Annotated in this window: 21 protein-coding genes; 10 read left to right on the top strand and 11 right to left on the bottom strand. The window is 70.2% G+C overall.

Annotation, left to right across the window (positions count from 1 at the left end):
• Positions 1 to 3 precede the first annotated feature (3 nt).
• Both KXC43_RS05965 and KXC43_RS05970 read left to right on the top strand, forming a co-directional pair.
• Positions 4 to 1038: a LacI family DNA-binding transcriptional regulator gene (locus KXC43_RS05965; RefSeq protein WP_221374925.1), complete on the top strand. Its 1035-nt coding sequence runs from the start codon at positions 4 to 6 to the stop codon at positions 1036 to 1038.
• A gap of 170 nt (positions 1039 to 1208) precedes the next feature.
• On the top strand, positions 1209 to 1919 hold the full coding sequence (locus KXC43_RS05970) for a hypothetical protein (RefSeq protein WP_221374926.1): 711 nt from the start codon (positions 1209 to 1211) through the stop codon (positions 1917 to 1919).
• Between the two features lie 227 nt (positions 1920 to 2146).
• Here KXC43_RS05970 and KXC43_RS05975 read toward each other — a convergent pair whose 3' ends face one another.
• The gene (locus KXC43_RS05975) at positions 2147 to 2590 is read right to left on the bottom strand and encodes an AAA family ATPase (protein WP_221374927.1); all 444 of its coding nucleotides are present in this window, start codon (positions 2588 to 2590) and stop codon (positions 2147 to 2149) included.
• Positions 2591 to 2880: 290 nt separating this feature from the next.
• Here KXC43_RS05975 and KXC43_RS05980 point away from each other — a divergent pair, with 290 nt between their 5' ends.
• Positions 2881 to 3222 carry an L-rhamnose mutarotase gene (locus KXC43_RS05980; protein ID WP_221374928.1) on the top strand — a complete coding sequence of 114 codons (342 nt, stop codon included), beginning with the start codon at positions 2881 to 2883 and terminating at the stop codon, positions 3220 to 3222.
• 102 nt (positions 3223 to 3324) lie between these two features.
• A complete protein-coding gene (locus KXC43_RS05985) occupies positions 3325 to 3735 on the top strand; it encodes a hypothetical protein (protein ID WP_221374929.1) in 411 nt (136 codons plus the stop codon).
• 180 nt (positions 3736 to 3915) lie between these two features.
• Here KXC43_RS05985 and KXC43_RS05990 read toward each other — a convergent pair whose 3' ends face one another.
• The gene (locus KXC43_RS05990; protein WP_221374930.1) at positions 3916 to 4554 is read right to left on the bottom strand and encodes a TetR/AcrR family transcriptional regulator; all 639 of its coding nucleotides are present in this window, start codon (positions 4552 to 4554) and stop codon (positions 3916 to 3918) included.
• Positions 4555 to 4664: 110 nt separating this feature from the next.
• Between KXC43_RS05990 and KXC43_RS05995 the strand changes: the two genes are divergently transcribed.
• Positions 4665 to 5309, top strand: a complete 645-nt coding sequence (locus tag KXC43_RS05995; protein ID WP_221374931.1) for an O-methyltransferase — start codon at positions 4665 to 4667, stop codon at positions 5307 to 5309.
• A gap of 208 nt (positions 5310 to 5517) precedes the next feature.
• Here KXC43_RS05995 and KXC43_RS06000 read toward each other — a convergent pair whose 3' ends face one another.
• From KXC43_RS06000 to KXC43_RS06010, 3 genes are all read right to left on the bottom strand, one after another.
• The gene (locus KXC43_RS06000; protein WP_221374932.1) at positions 5518 to 5910 is read right to left on the bottom strand and encodes an ester cyclase; all 393 of its coding nucleotides are present in this window, start codon (positions 5908 to 5910) and stop codon (positions 5518 to 5520) included.
• A 75-nt stretch (positions 5911 to 5985) separates the two neighbouring features.
• On the bottom strand, positions 5986 to 7053 hold the full coding sequence (locus tag KXC43_RS06005; protein ID WP_221374933.1) for a Gfo/Idh/MocA family protein: 1068 nt from the start codon (positions 7051 to 7053) through the stop codon (positions 5986 to 5988).
• A 167-nt stretch (positions 7054 to 7220) separates the two neighbouring features.
• Entirely contained in the window at positions 7221 to 7826 is a 606-nt protein-coding gene (locus KXC43_RS06010; protein ID WP_221374934.1) for a TetR/AcrR family transcriptional regulator, read from the bottom strand.
• Positions 7827 to 7975: 149 nt separating this feature from the next.
• On the opposite strand from KXC43_RS06010, the gene KXC43_RS06015 reads away from it, so the two are divergent.
• The 3 genes from KXC43_RS06015 (at position 7976) to KXC43_RS06025 (ending at position 10524) form a co-directional block, all read left to right on the top strand.
• Entirely contained in the window at positions 7976 to 8947 is a 972-nt protein-coding gene (locus KXC43_RS06015) for an aldo/keto reductase (RefSeq protein ID WP_221374935.1), read from the top strand.
• A 344-nt stretch (positions 8948 to 9291) separates the two neighbouring features.
• Complete coding sequence (locus tag KXC43_RS06020) at positions 9292 to 9699, top strand: hypothetical protein (RefSeq protein ID WP_221374936.1); 408 nt, start codon at positions 9292 to 9294, stop codon at positions 9697 to 9699.
• Positions 9700 to 10164: 465 nt separating this feature from the next.
• A complete protein-coding gene (locus KXC43_RS06025; protein ID WP_221374937.1) occupies positions 10165 to 10524 on the top strand; it encodes a hypothetical protein in 360 nt (119 codons plus the stop codon).
• 762 nt (positions 10525 to 11286) lie between these two features.
• Here the strand turns inward: KXC43_RS06025 and KXC43_RS06030 are convergent.
• Positions 11287 to 11943, bottom strand: coding sequence for a TetR/AcrR family transcriptional regulator C-terminal domain-containing protein (locus KXC43_RS06030; protein WP_221374938.1), 657 nt, complete (start codon positions 11941 to 11943; stop codon positions 11287 to 11289).
• Positions 11944 to 12156: 213 nt separating this feature from the next.
• Between KXC43_RS06030 and KXC43_RS06035 the strand changes: the two genes are divergently transcribed.
• Positions 12157 to 13308, top strand: coding sequence for a DUF418 domain-containing protein (locus KXC43_RS06035; RefSeq protein WP_221374939.1), 1152 nt, complete (start codon positions 12157 to 12159; stop codon positions 13306 to 13308).
• Positions 13309 to 13438: 130 nt separating this feature from the next.
• Here KXC43_RS06035 and KXC43_RS06040 read toward each other — a convergent pair whose 3' ends face one another.
• Complete coding sequence (locus KXC43_RS06040; RefSeq protein WP_221374940.1) at positions 13439 to 14908, bottom strand: glycosyl hydrolase family 79 C-terminal domain-containing protein; 1470 nt, start codon at positions 14906 to 14908, stop codon at positions 13439 to 13441.
• Between the two features lie 192 nt (positions 14909 to 15100).
• Between KXC43_RS06040 and KXC43_RS06045 the strand changes: the two genes are divergently transcribed.
• On the top strand, positions 15101 to 16528 hold the full coding sequence (locus tag KXC43_RS06045) for a cellulase family glycosylhydrolase (RefSeq protein WP_308128977.1): 1428 nt from the start codon (positions 15101 to 15103) through the stop codon (positions 16526 to 16528).
• 27 nt (positions 16529 to 16555) lie between these two features.
• Here the strand turns inward: KXC43_RS06045 and KXC43_RS06050 are convergent, their stop codons facing one another.
• From KXC43_RS06050 to KXC43_RS06065, 4 genes are read right to left on the bottom strand one after another with little or no spacing between them, the layout of a single operon-like run.
• Positions 16556 to 17299: a sugar phosphate isomerase/epimerase family protein gene (locus KXC43_RS06050; protein ID WP_221374941.1), complete on the bottom strand. Its 744-nt coding sequence runs from the start codon at positions 17297 to 17299 to the stop codon at positions 16556 to 16558.
• Positions 17296 to 18381: a hypothetical protein gene (locus KXC43_RS06055; RefSeq protein ID WP_221374942.1), complete on the bottom strand. Its 1086-nt coding sequence runs from the start codon at positions 18379 to 18381 to the stop codon at positions 17296 to 17298. The genes KXC43_RS06050 and KXC43_RS06055 overlap by 4 nt, the downstream gene beginning before the upstream one ends.
• On the bottom strand, positions 18375 to 19631 hold the full coding sequence (locus KXC43_RS06060) for an enolase C-terminal domain-like protein (RefSeq protein WP_221375197.1): 1257 nt from the start codon (positions 19629 to 19631) through the stop codon (positions 18375 to 18377). The genes KXC43_RS06055 and KXC43_RS06060 overlap by 7 nt, the downstream gene beginning before the upstream one ends.
• Positions 19632 to 19633: 2 nt before the next feature.
• Positions 19634 to 20584, bottom strand: coding sequence for a 5-dehydro-4-deoxyglucarate dehydratase (locus KXC43_RS06065; RefSeq protein ID WP_221374943.1), 951 nt, complete (start codon positions 20582 to 20584; stop codon positions 19634 to 19636).
• Positions 20585 to 20588 lie beyond the last annotated feature (4 nt).

Below are 20588 nucleotides of genomic sequence, written 5' to 3' on the forward strand. Positions count from 1 at the left end.
TCCATGTCGCAGTCGCGGCCCAAGATGGTCGACGTCGGCCGGGTGGCCGGCGTGTCGGCCCAGACGGTCTCGCGGTACTACACCGGCAAGGGCTACGTCAGCGCCGAGACGCGCGCCCGCATCAAATCGGCCATCGCCGAGCTCAACTACCAGTTCAACGGGTCGGCCCGGAACCTGCGGGTGAACGAGACCCGGACCGTCGGCGTCCTCATCACCGGGCCTTCGGTCTACGGCACCTGGTCGATCCTGCAGGGCCTCAACGAGGCCGCCCACGACGCCGGATACGCCCTGTTCAGCAGCTGGGTCGACTTCGACCCGGCCGACGCCGACGCTCCGCGCGAGGTCCACGAGGCGCTGGACCGGTTCCTGTCAGCCCGGGTGGACGGCATCCTCATCTCCTCCCCCCATCCGGGCATCGAGGACGCCCTGCACCGAGTCTGGGAGACCGTGCCGGTCGTCATCCTCTCCGGACATGCGTGGCCCAGCGCGGACTCCGCGACGGTCGACTCCTACGAGGCCGCGATTCTCGCCACCCGGCACCTGACCGAGCTGGGACACCGGCGGATCCTGCACATCGCCGGGCCCGAACGGGTCAACGAGGCCGAGGATCGGGAACTCGGCTACCGCGACGCCTTGGCCGAGGTGTCCGCCGCACCCCTGCCGATCCTGCGCGGCGACTGGTCGGCGCAGTCCGGCTTCGATGCCGGCTCCCGCGTCGATGCCGGGACCTTCTCGGCCGTCTTCAGCGGCAACGACCAGATGGCCCTGGGCTTCATGAACGCGCTGAGGCGCCGCGGCCTGGTCGCGCCGGCCGACTACTCGATCGCCGGTGTGGACGACATGCCCGACGCACGGCACTTCGCACCACCACTGACAACCGTCTGGATGGACTTCGTGGAGCTGGGCCGGGCCGGCTTCCGGATGCTGGTGGAACGCATCGCCACCGGCGAACGCGTTGCCCGCCATGTGATCCGCCCCCGGCTGGTGGTGCGCGAATCGACCGCCCGCGTCGCCCCGGACTCACCGTCCAGCCCGTGATCGAGGTGATTGGACCAAGGCTCGGGCTCAGTCCATGGCATTCGGCGATCAACAGCAATCCGCGGCCTTGTGGGTCTGTTGTTTTCCGGCGGGTGGGTGCAACCGGCTGTCTGCGCTGGACGATCGCTGCCACTATGACGGGCACAGTTCCGACGCAGTGCGAGGGCGACATGCAGATCATCGAGGTGACCGAATTCGGGGTCCGGTCGGCGGTTGTCCGGCTGCGGCGTCGTGAGTCAGCGCTGCAGTTCGTGCTGTACCCGATGATCCATATGGCGAAGCCCGCGTTCTATGCAACAGTGACCACCCGCCTCCAGAGGGCGGACGTCGTAGTGGTCGAGGGCGTAGGCGGCGGCCGGCGGAAGCGCTCGGTCCTGGTCGGCGCGCTGACGCTCAGCTACACGGTGCTTCGGTTCAACCGGCGAGCCGAACTGGTCGAGCAGGACATCGACTACGCAGCGCTGGGTGTTCCGGTGGTACGCCCGGATGTCAGCGTCGAGGATTTCGCGGTCAACTGGCGGCGAGTGCCGCTGTCGCACCGGCTGATGATGTGGTGCGCGCTTCCCTTCGTCGTGGTGACGCGCCTGCTCGGCGGCACCCGGATGATCTGGTCGCGGTCGGTGGAACAGAACGACCTGCCCTCGGCGGCAGAAGAGGATCTCGCCGACTGGTCGCCACGACTCGAGGCTGCCTTCGGTGGTGAACGCGACAATCGGCTGCTGGCCGTTCTCTGCCGTCTGCACGAGGAGCACAGCGGGGAGAACATCGAGGTCGCCGTTGTTTACGGCGCCGCTCACGTGCCCGCCATCGTGCACAGTTTGACGAAACGGTACGGCTACCGGCCAGGCTCTGCCGAATGGCTGACCGTCGCCGATATGTGACCGAGGCCGAAAAATCGACAGCCCGCTGCACGGATGCGGCCGGAACACAGTTCAAAAAAGGCGCGCCTCCGTGCGTCAGCGCCCGCCTCACTGTGACGCTGCGTAGCCCGCGGATCGGGCAGATCCGTGCACCGGATCAAGCTAGGACAATGCGTCGAGAAGGTCGCGATATGCCTCTTCAACCGCGCCATCTCGCAAGCGAATGACAGTCATCGCGGGGCGCGCCGCTACAAGGCCATGAGCTGGTCGTACATCTCGTCCAGGCGGGTGAGTTGTCCCTGCCGGCCGAGCATCTCCGCCGTGTCACGGAAAGTCGATTGACTGGCGGCGGAGCGCTCGACGAAGCGGCGTACAGAGTTCTCCTCGCGGTCGAGCAGGACGATCTCATGGAACGTGCAATTCAGCTCGCCCGCGAGAGCCGCGGCCTGATCGATGAAGGCGGGCCGGGCAACCAACTGCGGCACCACCACGTCGTGCCCACCGGTCAGGTGGACTCGCGCACCGGCCAACGCGATGGACCGGGCCAGAAGTCCGGCCGCAGGAGCGTGGTCGCGCCAACTGCCGATCAGACCGCGGACCACGTCGATGTCGAGGTTGAGGCTCAGCGGATGTTCTTCAACGTACCTGCGCGCCAACGTCGACTTGCCGCACGCCGGCGGCCCGTTGAGCAAGACGAGTCGGAGTATGTGCTGTCCGTCCGTGCTGACGCTTCTCGTCGCGACCGTCCGGCTACTCCTCCACGTCGTACAGCCACGATCAACGTCGTTCGCGGACTTCCAGGCCGCCCACCATGCCGTCGGCTGGATCCGGATGCTGGTATGTCGCTGACACGCAATCAGTAGCGGGCGTGGCATGGACGCGATCAGGTCCGGTTGATCCGGCCACCGCGCAGCCCGGCGTCCCCGGCCGGGGATACGCTGACGTGCCGCGAAGTGCGGTTGCGACCTTGGACGGAGCTGAAGTGAGCAGTGCAGGGCTCGGCGAGCCGTTTGAGTTTCACACCTTTCTCGCGCCGGGCCGGGGCCCGGCGTACGACGACTTCCACCGGGCGATCCCGGCCGACCTGGACGCGGTGATGCGCGCCGCGGGTGTCATGGCCTGGCGGATCTACCGCAACGACTTGATCCTCACCCATCAGGTGGTCGCGCTCGACCGTCAGCACATGGACGAAATCCTGGACAGGGATCCGGTGAATCAGCGCTGGCAGCAGGAGGTCGCACCGTACCTTGTCGACACCCCGGCAACCGACATCGGCGACGACCCCGGCGACCTGGTCTGGGACTTCTCCTGGCCGACTCGGTGAACGACACCGGCTGCGGGAAAGTCGCTGTCCGGCCGCCGGCGCGGGCGACATCAACGCGTCCCGCCGGTCGGCCCGGCAGCCAAGCATGATTCGCTCGCAGATGTGATCACGTCCGAGACTGCTCTGCTGGCATCGACCGCGGCCCATTTCGGCTTCCAGGCGACGGTCACGGCAGTGGTATATCCAGCCTTGGCGAAGGTTCCCGCGGCGCAATGGCCGGTCGCGCACCGAGCTCATTCCCGGGCGGTCACCTGGCTTGTCGTCATCATCTACGGCGCGCTGGTGTTGACCGGGGCCTGGGCGCTGTGGTCAGGCCCCAGTGCCTGGACGCTGGTGGCGCTGGCGGCGACCGCGGTGACGTTCACCGTCACCGCGGCTGCGGCGGCGCCGGCGCATGCGCGGCTGGGCGCGAGGCACGATCCGGGCCGGATCGCTTTCCTCCTGCGCGTCGACCGCATCCGCGCTGGGGCGTCAGCGGTCGCGTTGGTGGCAGCGGCCGCCGCGTTGTGGTGACTTCCGAACGGCCAAGATCAGGTGCACGCTCATCGGCAGTTTCAGGGTGCAGGCGCAAAAGTCGTGGCCGGTCCCGCTCCGGTGTTCGGCGCCGTCGCCGATGAACGCGATCGTTTTACAGGCGAGGCATGCCCGCTGGGTCGTTTCCTCCTCCGTCCGCTCGTGATGAAGATTGCTTCCTCAGCGAGCTCGAGCCGCCTGAGTGGCGGCTGCCGCGCCCGGCGGTTTCTGGCTGGGTGGCTCCTCCGGCTGTCCCTGTCCCGCCTTGGTGACCAGCGCATTCAGCAGTGCGGGTGTCACAGGTTCGCCCGTCACGAGTACCCGGAAGTGGATCGGACCGACCGTCTGGTCGACGAGTAGGTCGACGTCGACGTCGGCGGGCAGCTCGCCGCGTGCCGCTGCCCGGTCGAACGGCACTCGGTCGCGGGCGCGCAGCCGTGGCAGAACCTCCGCGCGCAGCCGGGTGGCCAGCTCCGGATCGTGCTGGGCCTGACCGGCCAAGGCGCGGAACACCGCGCCCGAGTCGGACACCTCGAGGAAGCGGACCAGCTCGTCGAGGTGGGCGCGCAGGTCGGTGCGCAAGGCACCGGTGTCGGGCAACGTGAGCTCCTGGACGCTGTCGGCGGCGAACGCGTCGACCAGGATGTCGGTCTTGGAACGCCACCACCGGTAGATCGTCTGCTTGGCTACGCCGGCCCGGGCTGCGATGCCCTCGATGGTGAGGTTGGCGTAGCCGATCTCAGCGACGAGGTCGTCCGCCGCCTGGAGCACGGCCTCGCGGGCCGCCTCGCTCCGGCCGTGCCGGTTGCCGTGATGCATCGGGCGCTCCTTCTCGTGAGGCGCCTTTCCCGTGAGGCGTCCGAGTCCCCCGGAGACGTTACAAGAGCCACCACTTCCGTAGACGCAACGTTGCGTCTAATCTAACCGTCATGACGACGACACTGCACGACCCTGTGGTCCGCGACCTGATCGCCCGGCTGTTCACCGAGGCCGAGCGCGACTATGAGCGCTCCCCGGGCCGGCCCGCGCCCACCGTCACCCCCCAGGAACGCTCGGACCTGCTCGAAGACGTCTACATGCCGATCTCGGCCAGCGGCGGAAACCTGCTCTACGCCCTGGTCCGCACGGCCCGCCCGCAGACCGTGGTCGAGTTCGGCACCTCGTACGGAATCTCGACCCTCTACCTCGCCGCGGCCGTGCGCGACAACGGAATCGGGCACGTCACCACGACCGAGCTCAGCGCGACCAAGGTCAAGGCAGCCCGCGCCAATATCGAAGCGGCCGGGCTCAGCGACCTCGTGACCGTGCTCGAGGGCGACGCGCTGACCACCCTCGGCACGGTCGGCGGCCCGATCGGCCTGGCACTGCTCGACGGCTGGAAGGAGATGTGCCTACCCGTCCTGCGCCTGCTCGAAGACCGGCTCGCCCCGGGCGCCCCGGTCGTCGGCGACGACTCCACATTCGAGTCGATGAGCGACTATGTGGCCTACGTCCGCGACCCGGGCAACGGCTACATCAGCGTCGACTTCCCGGTCGAGGACGGCATGGAGCTCAGCTGCTGGACCGGCCGATGATCGAACAGGCCCGTCTGAGCAGGTAACCGCGTCGCGAAGCGACCTGCGCAACGGGCTCCGCGCTGCGCGCAGCACAGAAACCCGCCGGGAGTTCGAAGTCAGGACCCCTCCGCCTCGTACGCGCCGCGATCTGCTGCCGTCATTTGATCAACGGAACAGTCGTGGAACGCACCCGGGTCTTGGTCCGGCGCGGGACTTTCAGGAGATGTCAAGCGGTCAGCTGGCGCAGCATCTCGGCCGAGTCATGCAAATTGGTCATGTGGATGAACCTGCCGTCACGGACCTTGTAGATCGCGTACTCGACGATGGTGAAAGAGGCTCCGGACGGCTGGACGCCGAGCCACTCCTTGGCCGGCGTGCCGGTGTTGGTCAGGCGGACGGCGATGCCGTCGCGGTCGAACAGCATCTCCTGGATCTCCCAGTGGATGTCCGGCACGGCGTCGACGATCCCCTCGAGGACGTCGACGACGGCGTCCCGGGTGCCGGGCTTGCCGCCGAGCAGGACCTTCTCGGCGATGAACTCGTCCATGCCGCCGAACTCGTGGGCGTTGAGTGCCGCGATGTATCGCAGGTAAAAGTCGTGCAGGCCATTCTCGGTCATCAACACTGATCCTTCCGTACGAAATCTGCTGATCGCCGAAGCGAAAGCGGTCCGGCGCGTTACGGGGAGTCCTTGTCAGAGGTCCGTGAGAGTCACGCGTCGTCCCTCGACGGACGATCGGACGATCGCGTCCAGGAGCCGGTGACGTCTGACGGCGTGGGCGAAGTCCGGGGCGGTCGCACTGCCGTTGGTCAGATCGTCGCGGATCGCCGCGTACAGGTGCGCCAGGTTGTGGGCAGGGGTCCCGGCCAGGTGGGGATAGTCATCGTGGCCGTCGGGCGGCGTCAGCCGGGACAGTGGGGCGTGACCTCGAGCGCCGCGCACCGTGACGGGCCCGAGGTGTGGATATCCGCCCGCGGAGGCGATCTCGAGGGTCCCCTCGGTACCGTCGACGAGCAGGGAAAATCCCGGTCCGGTCATGGGCGCGCCACGGTGATGGACGGAGAGGATCGCTCCGTTCGGCAGCGTTCCGGAGACGGCGATCTGGTCCTCGGCGGTCATCGGGACGGTCTGTCCGGTCCGGCCGAGCGGAATCATCGGGCGCCGGGTCGCCGTCGAGGCGACCACGTCCCGCAGCTCGCCGACGACCATCGACACCACGTCGATGGCATTTCCGAAGGCGATGGTGAGCATCGTGGCGCCGAGCGTGCGATCGAGGGTGTATCGCATGCGCTCGGAAACCGGGGTGCCCCACTCGATCGACGACGCCAGCACCGTCGCGGACAGCACGTCGCCGACGTACCCGTCGGCGACGAGGCCGGCCAGCCAGCGGATGGTGGGCGAGCAGCGGCCGTACAGCCCGATGAAGCTCGGCGTGCCCCGGGCGGCGCCTTCCATCTTCACGGCTTCCGCCAGGTTGACGGCGAAGGGCCATTCGCTGAGCACCGGCACGCCGGCCCGTAGCGCGGGCACCACCAGCTCGCGGTGCCGGGGCACCTTGACCGCAACGACCACGAGGTCGACGTTCTCGTCCTCCGCGAGCTGTGCGGCCGAGGCGTAGCCGGGCACCCCGAAGGCGGCGCCCGCGGCCGCGGCCGACGCGTGGGAACTCGTCGCCAAGGCGGTGAGCTCGATGCCGTCGACTGCCGCTATCGCGGGCCGGTGGGCCCCGGCAGCCCATCCGCCAGACGCGCTCAGCCCCACGATCCCGACGCCGAGCGGGCCCCTGCCGCCCGGTCGCTCGCTCGGCCTCCCGGTTTCTATCACGTGTCCTTCGCCTTCCGCAGTTGGTGCCATGCGCCGAAACACCATCTTTGGTCTGATCGGTACGGAACGTGGCGTGGATCGAGGATCGCGCACGAGCGCGGGCGTCACGCCGGCCAGGCGAGCAGTGCTGTGTCGACGATCTCGTCGAGCGCGTCGGGCCCGAGGCCGTTCGCGGCCTGGACGGCGATGCCGAACCCCGTCGTCATGACGAACCGGGCGAGACGCCCCGGGTCAGCGTCACGCGGAAGGTCGCCCTCCTCGACGGCGCGCCGGAAGCGCGCTTCGAGCTGGTCGCCCGCGTCAACGCGCCAGCCGACCAGCACGTCGTGCGCCGGCCGGCTCTGCTCGCTCAACGCCAGCGCGCCCTGAACGGACAGGCATCCCGTGGGGCGGCCGGGCGAGGTCGTCGTCCGGACGGCTCCCCGCAGGAACGCCTCGGCCACCGCGCGCGCTGTGGGCTCCCGCAAGGCCCGCGTCGCGTAGGAGGCCGGCCCCTCGGCGTAGCGCTGCACGGCCTTGCGGAACAGCTGCTCCTTGTTGCCGAAGGCGGCGTACATGCTCGACTTGGTGATCCCCATCGCGCCGGTCAGGTCCGTGAGGCTGGTGCCGTCGTACCCCCGCGCCCAGAACACCTGCATGGCGCGCTCCAGCACCTCGTCGACGTCGAACTCCCGAGGGCGGCCGAACACTGTGTTCTGGGATCCGCTCATGAAGGCATCTCCTGATCCGAAACTGACGCGGGCTGCTGTCTCTCTCTCGTCACGACCGACTTTACTCCCGATCGGTCCAGATGTGCTAGCGTTCTGGACCGATCGGAACTTTAATCGGTCGCAGCTACCACAGGAAGAGGAGCACCACGATGAGAAGCACCTCGCTCGGCGGACTGGAGACCTCCCACATCGGTCTGGGCGCCATGGGCATGTCGGCCTTCTACACCGGTGCCGGCCAGCGCGACGACCAGTCGATCCGCACCATCCAACGGGCACTGGACCTCGGCGTCACCCACATCGACACCGCCGAGGCGTACGGCCCCTACGTCAACGAGGAACTGGTCGGCCGCGCCATCAAGGGACGCCGCGACGAGGTCGTACTCGCGACCAAGTTCGGTCACATCTCGCACATCGGCCGCCCGGGCAACGACAGCACCCCGGCCAACATCCGACTCGCGGTGGAGGGATCGCTGCGCCGCCTCGGCACCGACCACCTCGACCTCTACTACCAGCACCGGGGCGATCCGGACACGCCGATCGAGGAGACCGTCGGCGCGCTGGCCGAGCTGGTGGCCGAGGGCAAGATCCGGCACATCGGACTATCGGAGGCCGGCCCCGCGACGATCCGGCGGGCGCACGCCGTTCATCCGATCGCCGCGGTGCAGTCCGAGTATTCCCTGTGGGTCCGCGACCCTGAGGCCGCGGTGCTGCCGGTCCTGCGGGAATTGGGTGTAGGCCTCGTCCCGTACTCCCCGCTCGGCCGTGGATTCCTCACCGGCGGCATCCGTACGCTGGACGATCTCGACGCCGACGACTGGCGCCGCACCAACCCACGCTTCGCCGGCGGCAACCTCGAACGCAACATGCGCATCGTCGACGAGGTCCGCGCCGTCGCCGCCGAAGCTGCGGCCACCCCCGCACAGATCGCCCTCGCCTGGCTGCTCGCCCAGGGCGACGCCATCGCCCCCATCCCCGGCACCACGCGCATCGACCGGCTGGAGGAGAACGCCGCCGCTGACAGTATCCGCCTCACCGACGACCAGATCGCCCGACTGGACAACCTGACGCCGGCCACCGGCGACCGCTACGACGAAGCCAACATGGCCGCCCTCGGCCACTGACCCGATCTCCACCTGGCGCCGACCACCGCCGCATCGGTGGCGTACCCGAAAAGCATCGTGTCGGCGCCGACCGCCGTCGCCTGATGATCGGCGTCATGGAGGAAGCCGCCGACGACGCGAGGAAGCGGTCCGGCTTCTCAACGAGCGGCATGTGGCGAGTTCTCGAAGAGCGCTGACCAGAAGTCGGGCAGCCGCGCGGTGAGGTCGCGGGCGACGTCAGGCGAGATGAGGTCGTAGGTCAGGTGAGCACCAAGCCGGGACCTTGATCTCACCGAGGCGCGGCGTGATGTCCCAGCCCCCCGCAGGTTAGCCGGTGCGGCGCTACCGTAGCCGTCAAGGGCGTATTGAAAGGACGACGCGGCTACATCGACTCCGTCAACGACGCCGAGACTGGCTCCACGGTGCTGGTGTGGCACGGGCCATCCGACCGTATCCAGCAGCAGATCCTGGAGGAAGCCCGCCGCCGGGACATCGCCATCTCCGTCGAGCATCGCCAGTACCCCAAGGCCAGCCTCGAAGGGGCCGTCGAACGCCTCGAAGCCATCGTGTCGGGCACTGGCGTGTTCCACAACTTCGAGGTGAGTGCGCTCGCCGCGTTCTACATGGGCTTCGACGGGGTCACCGTCATCGGCGACTACATCCAGCCTCCAGCCGAGGGCGTTGCCGCTGCGGACGCTGCGCTCGTCCAGGCTCTGCGTGCCGAGACCGGCGTCACGGTAGCCATCGAACACGGCAAGTTCGAATTGCTGTGAGCGGCATGGCGTGACGCTGGTTTGGCGAGCGGTAGGTGCGAGGTTTGTTTGACCGCGGGGTCGGAAGTAGGGCGGCTGGCCTGATCGGCGGTTGCCAGGATGCCCGGGTGCCACGCTGCCGGCGGCCGGGCTATGCCGAACGGCCTGTCGGCGCACGGGTCCAGGTGCAGCGGTCGGGGACGCGAAGCACTCGGGACGCTGCGACGGCAACCCCGAGTCGGTCACGAACGCTGAGTATTCGGTGGACATGGGCCGGCGCCCGGATCGCGGCAGATCCGTGCACCAAACAACGTTGCGGCAGTGTGTTCTGGACTTGTCGCGAGGTGATCGTTCCTGTATTGGTCAACGGTCTGCCAGGCTCGGGCGGACGACCGTTACGACCGGGTTGGCGCGGTGCTCGGCACAGCAGTGTGCCTCTTTCTGTGCCGACGGTTACCGCCGGCTCCGTCAGGGAACCTCAAGGAGATGAGTACCTACCCTGATCCGGCCTGGCACGGCGACGTCTACCCCTCTGAAGAGGAGATCGATCCGGCCGGCACCGACGGCCCGGTCGGGGCGTACGCCAGCCGGCCCGGCCCACTGCCATCCTCCGCGCCCGGATCGCCGCCCATCCCCGGACCGGCAGGCCGGGTCGCCACCGCCGCCAATTCGATTGTCAGCCGCCGCTCGGACGGATCGATTGAGGTGGTCACCGACCTCGACGGTGACGGCATCGCCGACGTGGTGCAGCTCGACCTCGACGGCGACGGGGTGCCCGAGCTCACCTACCTCGACACAGACCGCGACGGCCAGCTCGACACCGTGCTGCGCACCCCGAACCACTGACAGCACGGTGCTGGGCCGGCCCATTTCCGGACCGCACACGCTGCCGGAGCTCATCGCGCCCGGACCGGTGACGGCCCAGACCGGTGACGGCCCCTACTGCCGCAGCGACCTGAGTGCGGGAGAGTGCTGATCTCGTCAGCGTCGAGGTGCTCCTACACGGGTCCCGCCACGAAAACCGACGGGCAACGCGCCGCCAGCACACGAGTACGCTCCGCATCCTGTCTGCGGCGAATCCGGATGTCTGCCCGACGCTGGGCTTTCATGCCACCGGTGAACGGTTTCCGTACGGCGTAATTGCGACCTCTGACGCAACTCTTTGCGCCGCCGGATCAGGGGTTGCCCTCCCGCTGCCGCCGAAGCCTTCGCGGCGCGGCGGCGTCGCCGGTTTCAGCCACTGAGCTGGATCTCGCCGACGGAGTCGACGCCAATTCCCCGGTGAACAATGCACACCCAAAGACGATGAACGCGGCTGCCATCGACCAAGCCATGGCTGCTGCGTAGCCGCGCACCTTGAGGAAGACGTGTAGCAGCCCAGCCAGGCCGGGACCAAGCACGACCTCCTCCCAGGTCACCGAGGCTGCCCAGCCTCGGCGCCGGCCCGCCCGCCGACCGACCTGCGCTTCCACCTTCGAGACTGAGGGCTCCCCCAGTCCCAGGTGGACGTGAACCGGGCGACGCCCAGCGGCGGCCATGGCTACGAGAAACTCACGCCGCACCTTCCCCTGACCGCGGTCGTCGGCGTGCGTGCCTGAGGCCTTCGGGTCATGGCAGCAGGCCGGCGAGCATCCGGTCCAACCCGAACTCGAACCAGGCATCGAGGTCGGTGCCGGGGCCGGTCCGGCCGGCCGCGGAGAGCCAGGGTCGCCGCTGGAGACTGCCGGTCGCTTCGAGCCAGCGACGGGTGGCCGAGCGCCACGCACGTGACTCGGCGCCGCGGTCGGCGCCGTCCGGGTCGCGGTCGATGAGCAGCGCCATACCCTGCACGTAGCCGCTGAGGACGAGGTAGACCCGGAACGCGTCGGCCGGATCGAGACCGGCCTCGGCGAGCACCGCCACGACGCGGTCGACCATGGCCAGGACGGCGGGGCCGGTGGGTGGGCGGTCGGTGGCGAGGATCATCAGTAGCCAGGGATGCCGGCGGTACATGGCCCACTCCTCGTGGGCGAGCCGGCGCAGATGCGCCCGAGGATCATCCGGCCGGGTCGCGGGCCGGGGGGTGCGCTCGGCGATGACGTGCTCGGCCATGGCGGCGTGCAGGCCGGCGCGGTTGCGCACCTGACGGTAGAGCAGATGGACCGGGAGGCCGGCGCGTGCGGCGAGGACCCGTACGGAGACGGCTTCCAGCCCGGCCTCGTCGGCGAGCATGACCGCCAGGGCGACCAGGCTCTCGGCGTCGTGCCGGGAAGCCGCAGGGATCACCCTCGGCCGACCGTCGTCACGGCGCCGGCGATAGGCACGGGCCTGGCAGCGGCGCGCGCAATATCGCCGGGGCCGCCCCCAGCCGTCGCCCGCGGGGAGGTCGCCTCCGCACTCGGCACACCCGATGATCGGCACCTCCGCTGACTTTCGTCACGACAGATCGTGTGACGAAAGTACTCCACGGCGGCAACGTCGGCCACGAGTCTTGCTCCTATGAGACCGTCATCGATCGGAACCACTGTCGACAGTGCACGGATCGCCGTGGTGGACGGGTTGCGGGGCAGCGCGCTGCTGCTCATCCTGCTGGTGAACATCGCGTTCTTCAGCTCCGGGTTCCCGTTCCATCTGGTCGAGGATCCGTCGCACGGCACATTGGACCGCCTCGTCGCCGGCGCGGTCGAGCTGCTGTTCGCCATGAAGGCGTACCTGCTGTTCTCGTTCCTGTTCGGCTACAGCTTCACCCTGCAGCTCGACTCGGCCGCCCGGCGCGGCACGGCGTTCGTGCCGTCGTTCCTGCGGCGGCTGGCCGGGCTGTTCATCCTCGGCGCCCTGCACGCGGTGCTGCTCTTCCACGGCGACATCCTCACCACGTACGCGGTGCTTGGTCTTGCCTTGCCGGCGGTCCGGCGGATCTCGTCCCGCACGGCGCTGATGGTGGCGGCGACGATCGTGGGGGTGATGGGGTTCGCGGTCGGGGTAGCCGCCGTCCTCGACGTCGCCCTGATCGCGGACGGGGCGGTGGAGGCCGGCGCGCGCTCGACCCTGGCTCTGCAGGGCGGGTTCGGTGACGTCGTCGTGGAGCATCTGCGCTCGATGCCGGCCATGCTCGGAGGGCTCGCCGTGCAGGGGCCCCTGGCGTTCGCCGCGTTCCTCGTCGGTCTCGCCGCCGGCAAGCACCGCCTGCTCGCCGACGTGCCCGCGCACCGTGATCTGCTGCGCCACTGCGAGCGCGCCGGCTATCCGATCGGGCTGGCCGGCGCGCTCATCTTCGCGGTCGGTGCCGGCACGGCCAACCTGACCGGCTTGATGGTCAGCATCATCACCGCGCCGTTCCTGGCCGCCGCGTACGCCGCGTCGCTGCTCCGGTTCTTCCAGCGGCGCACGCGGATCACTGACGTGGTGGCGCCGGCCGGACGGATGGCACTGACGAACTATCTCGCCCAGTCGCTGCTGTGCGTGCTTGTCTTCACCGGTGTGGGGCTGGGCCTGGCCGGCCGCACCTCACCGGCGGAGACACTGGCGATCGCGGTGATGATCTTCCTGGCCCAGCTGGCCGCCAGCGCCTGGTGGATGCGCCGATTCCGCTACGGCCCCGTCGAATGGGCGCTGCGCGCCTGGACCTACGGCGGGCGGAAACTGAGGTGACCACGTGAACCACCCCGCCGGCAAAGATCAGCACCGGGCCGGCCGACGCGCGCACACCCGGCTTACAAGACATGGCGATGACGAGGATGCCGGTCTCCCGCGGGGATGAGCCGGGCGAGTCCGGCCGGGTTCAGCGGTCCAGGGTGATGACCGCCGCCGAGCCGGCGGTCAGCTGCAGGGACAGGGTGCCGCTCCGGACCGGCGCCCGGGTGGGCCGACCGGGACGGAGGCGACCGTCGCTGTCCACCGTCGCGCCCTGCACGGCCGTGTCCACGCCGGTGAGGCTGCTGCCGGTCATGGTGAGTACGTCGGCGCCGCGGTTGGCGCCGCCGACCGTGATGGACACGTCGACCGGGCCGGACGCGGGATCCTCCTTGCTGATCACCGCCAGACGCAGCCGGCCGTCGTCGCCTCGTACCGCGTAGGCCGTGAGGTTGCGCTCGGTGGTGAGGGCGACCGGCAGGTAGCGGCCGGTGCCCAGCCGACGGGCCATCCACAGGCCGTAGTAGATGGGCATCACCTGGTAGATCTGGGCCAGCTCACCGGCCTTGCCCGCGGCGCAGATCGGCGTGTAGAGCTGCCATTTGCCGTTCCAGATGGGTTGGTCGCAGACGCCGAGGCCGCCGTGGAAGTTGAGGCCCGCGACGCCCGCCCGGCCGAGCTGGAGGCTGTAGTCCAGTGCCCACAGCGCGGAGCCGTGCTTGTTGCTGACGCCGTCGATGCCGCCGCCCCAGGCCGAGTTGGTCTCGTCGAGGCGTAGCGGCTTGCCGAGTTCCTTGGCCGTGTCGAGGTTCGGCGTGATGGAACGCAGCTGGCTCGCGTACGTCTCGGGGGACAACAGACGAGCCATGGTGCCGGTCGGGTCCATCGCGTACTGGTGCAGCATCACCAGGCCGAGGCGGGGCTCGTCGCGGGCCAGGTTCGCGGCCCAGGCCGAGCTGGGCGAGGCGGCGTCCGGGCCCGCCAGCGGGATGGACGGGCCCACCGCGGCCGCGCAGGCCTGGAAGTCCTTGCGGTAGTCGGCGTACGCGAACCCGGCGGGCCGGAATCCCTTGCCGACCCACTGGTCGGGTTCGTTGCCGCATTCGGCCGCGACCAGCTTCCGGCCCAGCACCCTGGTCATCGTCCGGGCCTGGTCGGCGGCGTCGGCCGCGTCCCACCGGCCCATGTTGATGCCGACCTCGGTCTTCCAGCCCGTCTCGCCCAGGAATTCGTCGAGCCGCTCGATGTCCGAGCGGGTCACCACGTGCTGCAGCCAGTCGGGTTGCGGGCGGGGCAGCGCCTCGCCGTCGCGCAGCCAGATGCCGTCGCGGTCGAGGGTGTTGCCGGAGATGCGGACGTTGCTGGGGCCGAGGGTCTTGAACAGCTGGGCCAGGTTGCCCTTGCGGGCGTCCAGGTTGCCGATGCCGAGTTCGCGCATCTCGAACGACAGGCCGACGAGGTCGGCCGGCAGGCGTGCGCCCGGATTGGCGAGATCGACCGAGATGGCGGCGGTCGCCGCCGGGGCTGCCGCTGTAGGACCGGCGGTGATTCCGAGGGTGGCCAGCAGGGCCAGGCCTATGGCGGCGGCGCAGCTCGTGCGGAGGGTGCGGGTGCGCATGTCAACTCCTGAGGGCGGGACATCGATGCCTGACAAAGTAACGCCCATGACACGGATGCGAAACCCCCATCTGTAAGCCGTCTACATATGTGGACGCGTCTTGACGCCCCGCGACGACCTCCCTAACATCGACCATCATCATTGGTAAGAGTACTTAACTATTCCCCCGGGACGGACATGAAACGACCCAGAGTGCGTACTCAGATCGCTGCCCTCACCACTGCCGGCCTGCTCGGCGCCGGGCTGGTCCTCACCAGCAGCGCCGACGCCGCGACCACGACCTTCGAAGCCGAATCGGCCGCCATCACGGCCGGTGTCGTCGAGTCCAACCACGCCGGGTTCACCGGCGCCGGCTTCGTCAACACCGACAACGCGGTCGGCAGCGCCGTGCAGTGGTCCCCCCAGGCCACCGCCGGAACCGCCACCCTGCGCTTCCGCTTCGCCAACGGCACCGCCGTCAACCGGCCGATGCGCATCACCGTCAACGGCGCCGTGGTCAACCAGGCCCTCGCCTTCAACGGCACCGGCGCCTGGACGTCGTGGCAGGAAGCCACCGTCACCGCCACCCTCAAGGCCGGCGCGAACACCATCCTGGCCACCTCCACGACCGCGGCCGGCGGCCCCAACCTCGACCGGCTGACCGTCGTCGACGGCGCCACCACTCCCCCGCCCACCAACGGCACCCCGGTCGCCGTCAACGGCCAGCTGCGCGTGTGCGGCGTCAAACTTTGCAACCAGTACGGCCGTCCGATCCAGCTGCGCGGCATGAGCACGCACGGTCTGCAGTGGTATCCCAACTGCGTCAACAACGCCTCGCTGGACGCTCTCGCCGGTGACTGGCAGGCCGACCACCTGCGCCTGTCGATGTACATCCAGGAGGGTGGCTACGAGACCAACCCGCGCCTGTTCACCGACCGCATGCACGCCCTGATCGAGCAGGTCAGCGCCCGCGGCATGTACGTCATCGTCGACTGGCACCAGCTCACGCCGGGCGACCCGAACTACAACCTCGAGCGGGCCCGCACCTTCTTCGCCGAGATCGCCCAGCGGCACGGCAACAAGCCCAACATCCTGTACGACGTGGCCAACGAGCCCAACGGCACGCCGTGGTCACGGATCAAGACGTACCACGAGGCGATCATCCCGACGATCCGCGCGGCCGACCCGGACGCGGTCATCCTGCTGGGCACCCACGGCTGGGGCTCGCTGGGCGTCTCCGACGGCGGGAGCGAGACCGACGTCATCAACAACCCGGTGAACGCCACCAACATCATGTACACGTTCCACTTCTACGCCGGCTCGCACGGCGCCGAATATCTGAACACGTTGTCGCGTGCGGCCGACCGGATCCCGGTGTTCGTCACCGAGTTCGGCACCCAGACGGCGTCCGGCGACGGGACGAACAACTTCACCCGCTCGCAGCAGTACCTGGACCTGATGGCCCAGAAGAAGATCAGCTGGACCAACTGGAACTACTCCGACGACAGCCGCTCGGGTGCGGTGTTCACCGCCGGCACCTGCCCGGGTGGCCCGTTCGCCGGAACCTCGCGGCTGAAGCCGGCCGGAGTCTGGATCCGCGACCACATCAAGAGCCCGGCGGACGACTTCCCCACGTCCTGACGGGCGGCCGCCCTCCATGCCGTGCTCTCACCCGAGCAGGGCATGGAGGGTGGCGGCGTCGGTCAGCACCTGTGCGGGGTCGTCGCCCGGCACGAACTCGAGGCCGGCGTACCGGTCGCCCGGCGCCTCGTCGGCCACCGCCAGCCAGACCGCCCACCGTCGGCGATGCGCCGCCAGCGGCAACCGGCTCCGGTCCGGGTTCCAGGCGAAGACGTGCAGGTTGGCCAGGTCCGGCAACAGAGCCCGCAGGTCGGCGGTGTTCTCCTCGACGGACCGCTCGGGTTGCGGTTGCCACAGGCTGCGGACGCCGGACGGGCGCAGCTCCTCGAGCAGAGCGGCCGTCGAGGCGCGGGTGTCGGTCAGCGTATCGCGGTGGTACTCGAGCACCAGTCCGATTCCGCCGGCCAGCTCGGCCAGTCGCAGCGCGTCGTCGCGAACCCGGGCGCGGTAGGCGGCATCAGCGGCCGCGCTCCCCTGCCGGCCGGCCCAGACCCGGATCACCGGCGCGCCGAGCCGGGCGGCCGTGGCGACCACGGCCTCCGCGTCGTCGCTGTGCCCGAGCCGGTAGTACGAGCCGTAGGCCGAGACGGTGAGACCCGTCCGGGCGCTCAGAGCCGCGACTCGCTCCGCGGCGCTCAGATCGCCGTGCGGGACGTGGATGTCGCCGCCCCACTCCACCTCGGTGAGCCCGGCTCGGGCGGCGACGGCCGCCACCCGCTCGGGGGTCAGCCCGCGCAGGGTCACCGAGAGCAGACCGGCCCGTACGGTCATCGGACCGCGCCGAGGATGTCGGCGAACAGTCCCTGGCGCCAGGCCGGGGCCAGGCCGAGGTGATAGAGGCCAAGACCGGCGGCCCCCGCGTCCACGACCGCCCGGGCGTGGCGGAGGACTTCACGAGGCTCGGCTTCGGACACGACGGTGACGTAGGCGTCGACCGGTTTGCCGTACGCCGTCGCCGCTGCCACCACACCGGCCGCACCCAGCGGCCAGGCCGGAACGAGCAGAGCGTCGACGTCGGCGGCGGCCGTGGGCGTGAGCCCGGGTGACGGTCCGGTCGCCCACGGGTCCGGGCTGGCGTGCAGCCGGATGGGGGCGCCGGGCAGCACGGCCCGGACGGCCGCGAGCACTTCGGCCCGCAGCGCGTCGGTGTGCGCCTGGCGCACGGGCAGCACGACGTCGTGGATCCGCTCCCGGCGCAGTCCGTCGATCACCTCGTCGTCGTCGACGCCGGCCTGCCGCCACGCCGCCCGGCACCAGCCGCAGCAGCAGACCGACAACACCTTCCGGCCGTGCGCGGTCCACGCGCCGGCGGTTTTCTCGTGGTGTCCCAGGTGGTCCACGCCCATCTGGCCGCAGGCCTCCAGCGAGACGGCATCGACCGGGGCGTCGCGCACGGCCTCGGCGGCCAGGGTGGCCGCGTACCGGCGTACCTCCGGGCCGGCCGGGCAGAGCGCGTACGGGTAGAGCTCGCCGAAGCAGTTGACCACCGCCACATCCTGGTGGACGGCGCCGATCCGGGTGCTGTGGGTCAGCACGATCCAGGCCGTGACCCGTAATCCGTTGTCCTGCAGCACCCGGGCGGCGGCGCCGAAGGGGTCCGGTTCACCCATCCAATCGGCGGCGGCCGCCCACAGCCGCTTCCCGGCCCAGGCTTCGGGCCGGATCGGGCGGTACAGCGCCGCATGGCGCGCGTCCACCGTGCGCCGGGCCGGGTGCAGCGGGGTCGCGGCCCTCGTGCTGTGGTAGGCCGCGGCCAGTGTGACGGTGTCCATCCCTGCCTTGCGGACGCGCGCCGGGAAGTCCGGGTCGCCGAGCACGTCCCAGGGATAGGCGTGCCCGGCGGCGTTCACCACCGCGGGCGCCGCTTCTCGAAGCCGGGCCGGAACTGCCGCAGATAGCCGGTGTCGTCGCGTTCCCGCAGGCCGCATGCGAGGTAGTCGGCGTGCATCCGGGCCAGCGCCGCCCGGTCGAGGCTTACCCCCAGGCCAGGCCCGCGGGGCACGGACACCGCGCCGTCCACGAAGCTCAGCGGCTCGGTGACCACGTCGGCGCCGAGTTGCCACGGCGTATGGGTGTCGGCGTCGTACGTGAGGTTGGGGGTGGCTGCGCCGAGGTGGACCATCGCGGCCAGGCTGATCCCCAGGTGGCTGTTGGAGTGCATGGACAGCCCGAGCCCCCAGGTGCGGCAGACCGCGGCGAGCGTGGCCGACTCGGTCAGCCCGCCCCAGTAGTGGTGGTCGGACAGCACGACCTGCACGGAGTCGCGCCGGACGGCCTCGGGGAGGTCGCCGAACTCGACGACGCACATGTTGGTGGCCAGCGGCATCGGCGCCGCCGCGGCCACCTCGGCCATGCCGGCCAGGCCGGGCGTGGGGTCTTCCAGATACTCCAGGAGCCCGGCGGTCTTCTCGGCGACCCGTACGGAGGTCTCGACCGTCCACGCGCAGTTCGGGTCGAGCCGCAGGGGATGCCGCGGAAAGGCGTCCCGCAGCGCCTCGACGGCGGCGATCTCGTCGTCCGGTGGCAGCACCCCGCCCTTGAGCTTGAGCGACCGGAAGCCGTACCGCGCCACCATCCGCCGGGCCTGTTCGACCAGACCGTCCGCGTCGAGCGCCTCGCCGTAGACGTCGGGCTGAGCGCCGGGGTGGGCGGCCCACTTGTAGAAGAGGTATCCGGAGAACGGCACCCGGTCGCGGACGAGGCCGCCGAGCAGCGCCCACACCGGCCGCCCGGTGGCCTGACCCTGCAGGTCGAGCAGCGCCACCTCGAACGGCGAGACCACGCGGGCCAGCGTCTTGGCGGTGCTGGACGGCCCGGTGAGCCCGTGCCGGTCCGGGGCGTCGGCCGCCCCGATCGCCGTCGCGGCCCGCGACCGCACACCGTTCAGGTCGAAGATGTCGAGCCCGTCGAGCGCGGCTGCCACCTGGCCGAGCAGCGCCAGATGCGGGGCGTCGCCGTAGCTCTCGCCGAGGCCGACCGACCCGTCGGCCGCGGTGACCTCGATGATCGACCGCAGCGCCCAGGGCTGGTGGAGCCCGGCCGAGTTCAGCAACGGCGGGTCGGGAAAGGCGATCGGCGTGACGCTCACCCGGGTGATCGGCATGGTCACGCGGCCACCTCCGGCACGGCTCGCGGCGCGCTGATCCGCAGCAGCGCCGCGCGGCCCCGGTCCATCAGCGCGGCCAGCTCCTCGCGGTGCTCCGCGGACACGTCGGCCAGCGGCGGGCGGACCGAGCCCATCGCCAGGCCCCGCAGGGTCGCGCCGGCCTTGGGCAGGCTGACCGCATAACCCGCCACCCGGTCGCGAAGTTCCACGAGGGGAAGATAGAACTCGGTCAGCAGGGCGCGGGCGACGGCCTCGTCGCCGGTCTCGATCGCCCGGTGGAACGCGACCGCCAGCTCCGGCACGAAACAGAGCGCGGCCGAGGAGTAGCTGGGCACCCCGATGGCCCGGTACGCCGCCGCGGACACCTCGGCGGTGGGCAGGCCGTTGAGGAACACCATCTCGGCGGCGCGCGGATGCCCGCTCGCCCGGACGGTGGCGACCAGGCGGTGCATGGCGTCCACGTCGCCCCGGCCGTCCTTGACGCCGATCACCGTGGACAGGTCGAGCAGCGCGAGCGCGGCAGCCGGGTCGAGCACCGCGTTGGCCCGCTGGTAGACCACCAGGGGCAGCGCGGTGGCCCCGGTGACGTAGGCGATGTGCCGCACCAGACCGGCGGGCGGCCCGGAGACGAGATACGGCGGGAGCAGCAGCAGCCCGTCCGCCCCGCACTCGGCCGCCGCTCGGGCGAAGCCGGCGGCCATCCGGGGTCCACCGCCGGCCCCGGCGTACACCGGCAGCCGGCCGGCGGCCTCCCGGACGGCGGTCCGCACCACGGTGCGGTACTCCTCGGGGCCGAGGGCGGTGAACTCTCCGGTGCCGCAGGCGACGAACAGCGCCGCCGGGCCGGCCGCCACCTGTTCGGCGAGGTGGTCGGCGAGGACACCGGTGGCCACCTCGTCGTCCGGGGTGAACGGCGTGAGCGGGAAGGAGAGCAGGCCGTGCAGAGGCATAGGT

Source organism: Paractinoplanes polyasparticus (genome assembly GCF_019710575.1).
Classification (GTDB): domain Bacteria; phylum Actinomycetota; class Actinomycetes; order Mycobacteriales; family Micromonosporaceae; genus Actinoplanes; species Actinoplanes polyasparticus.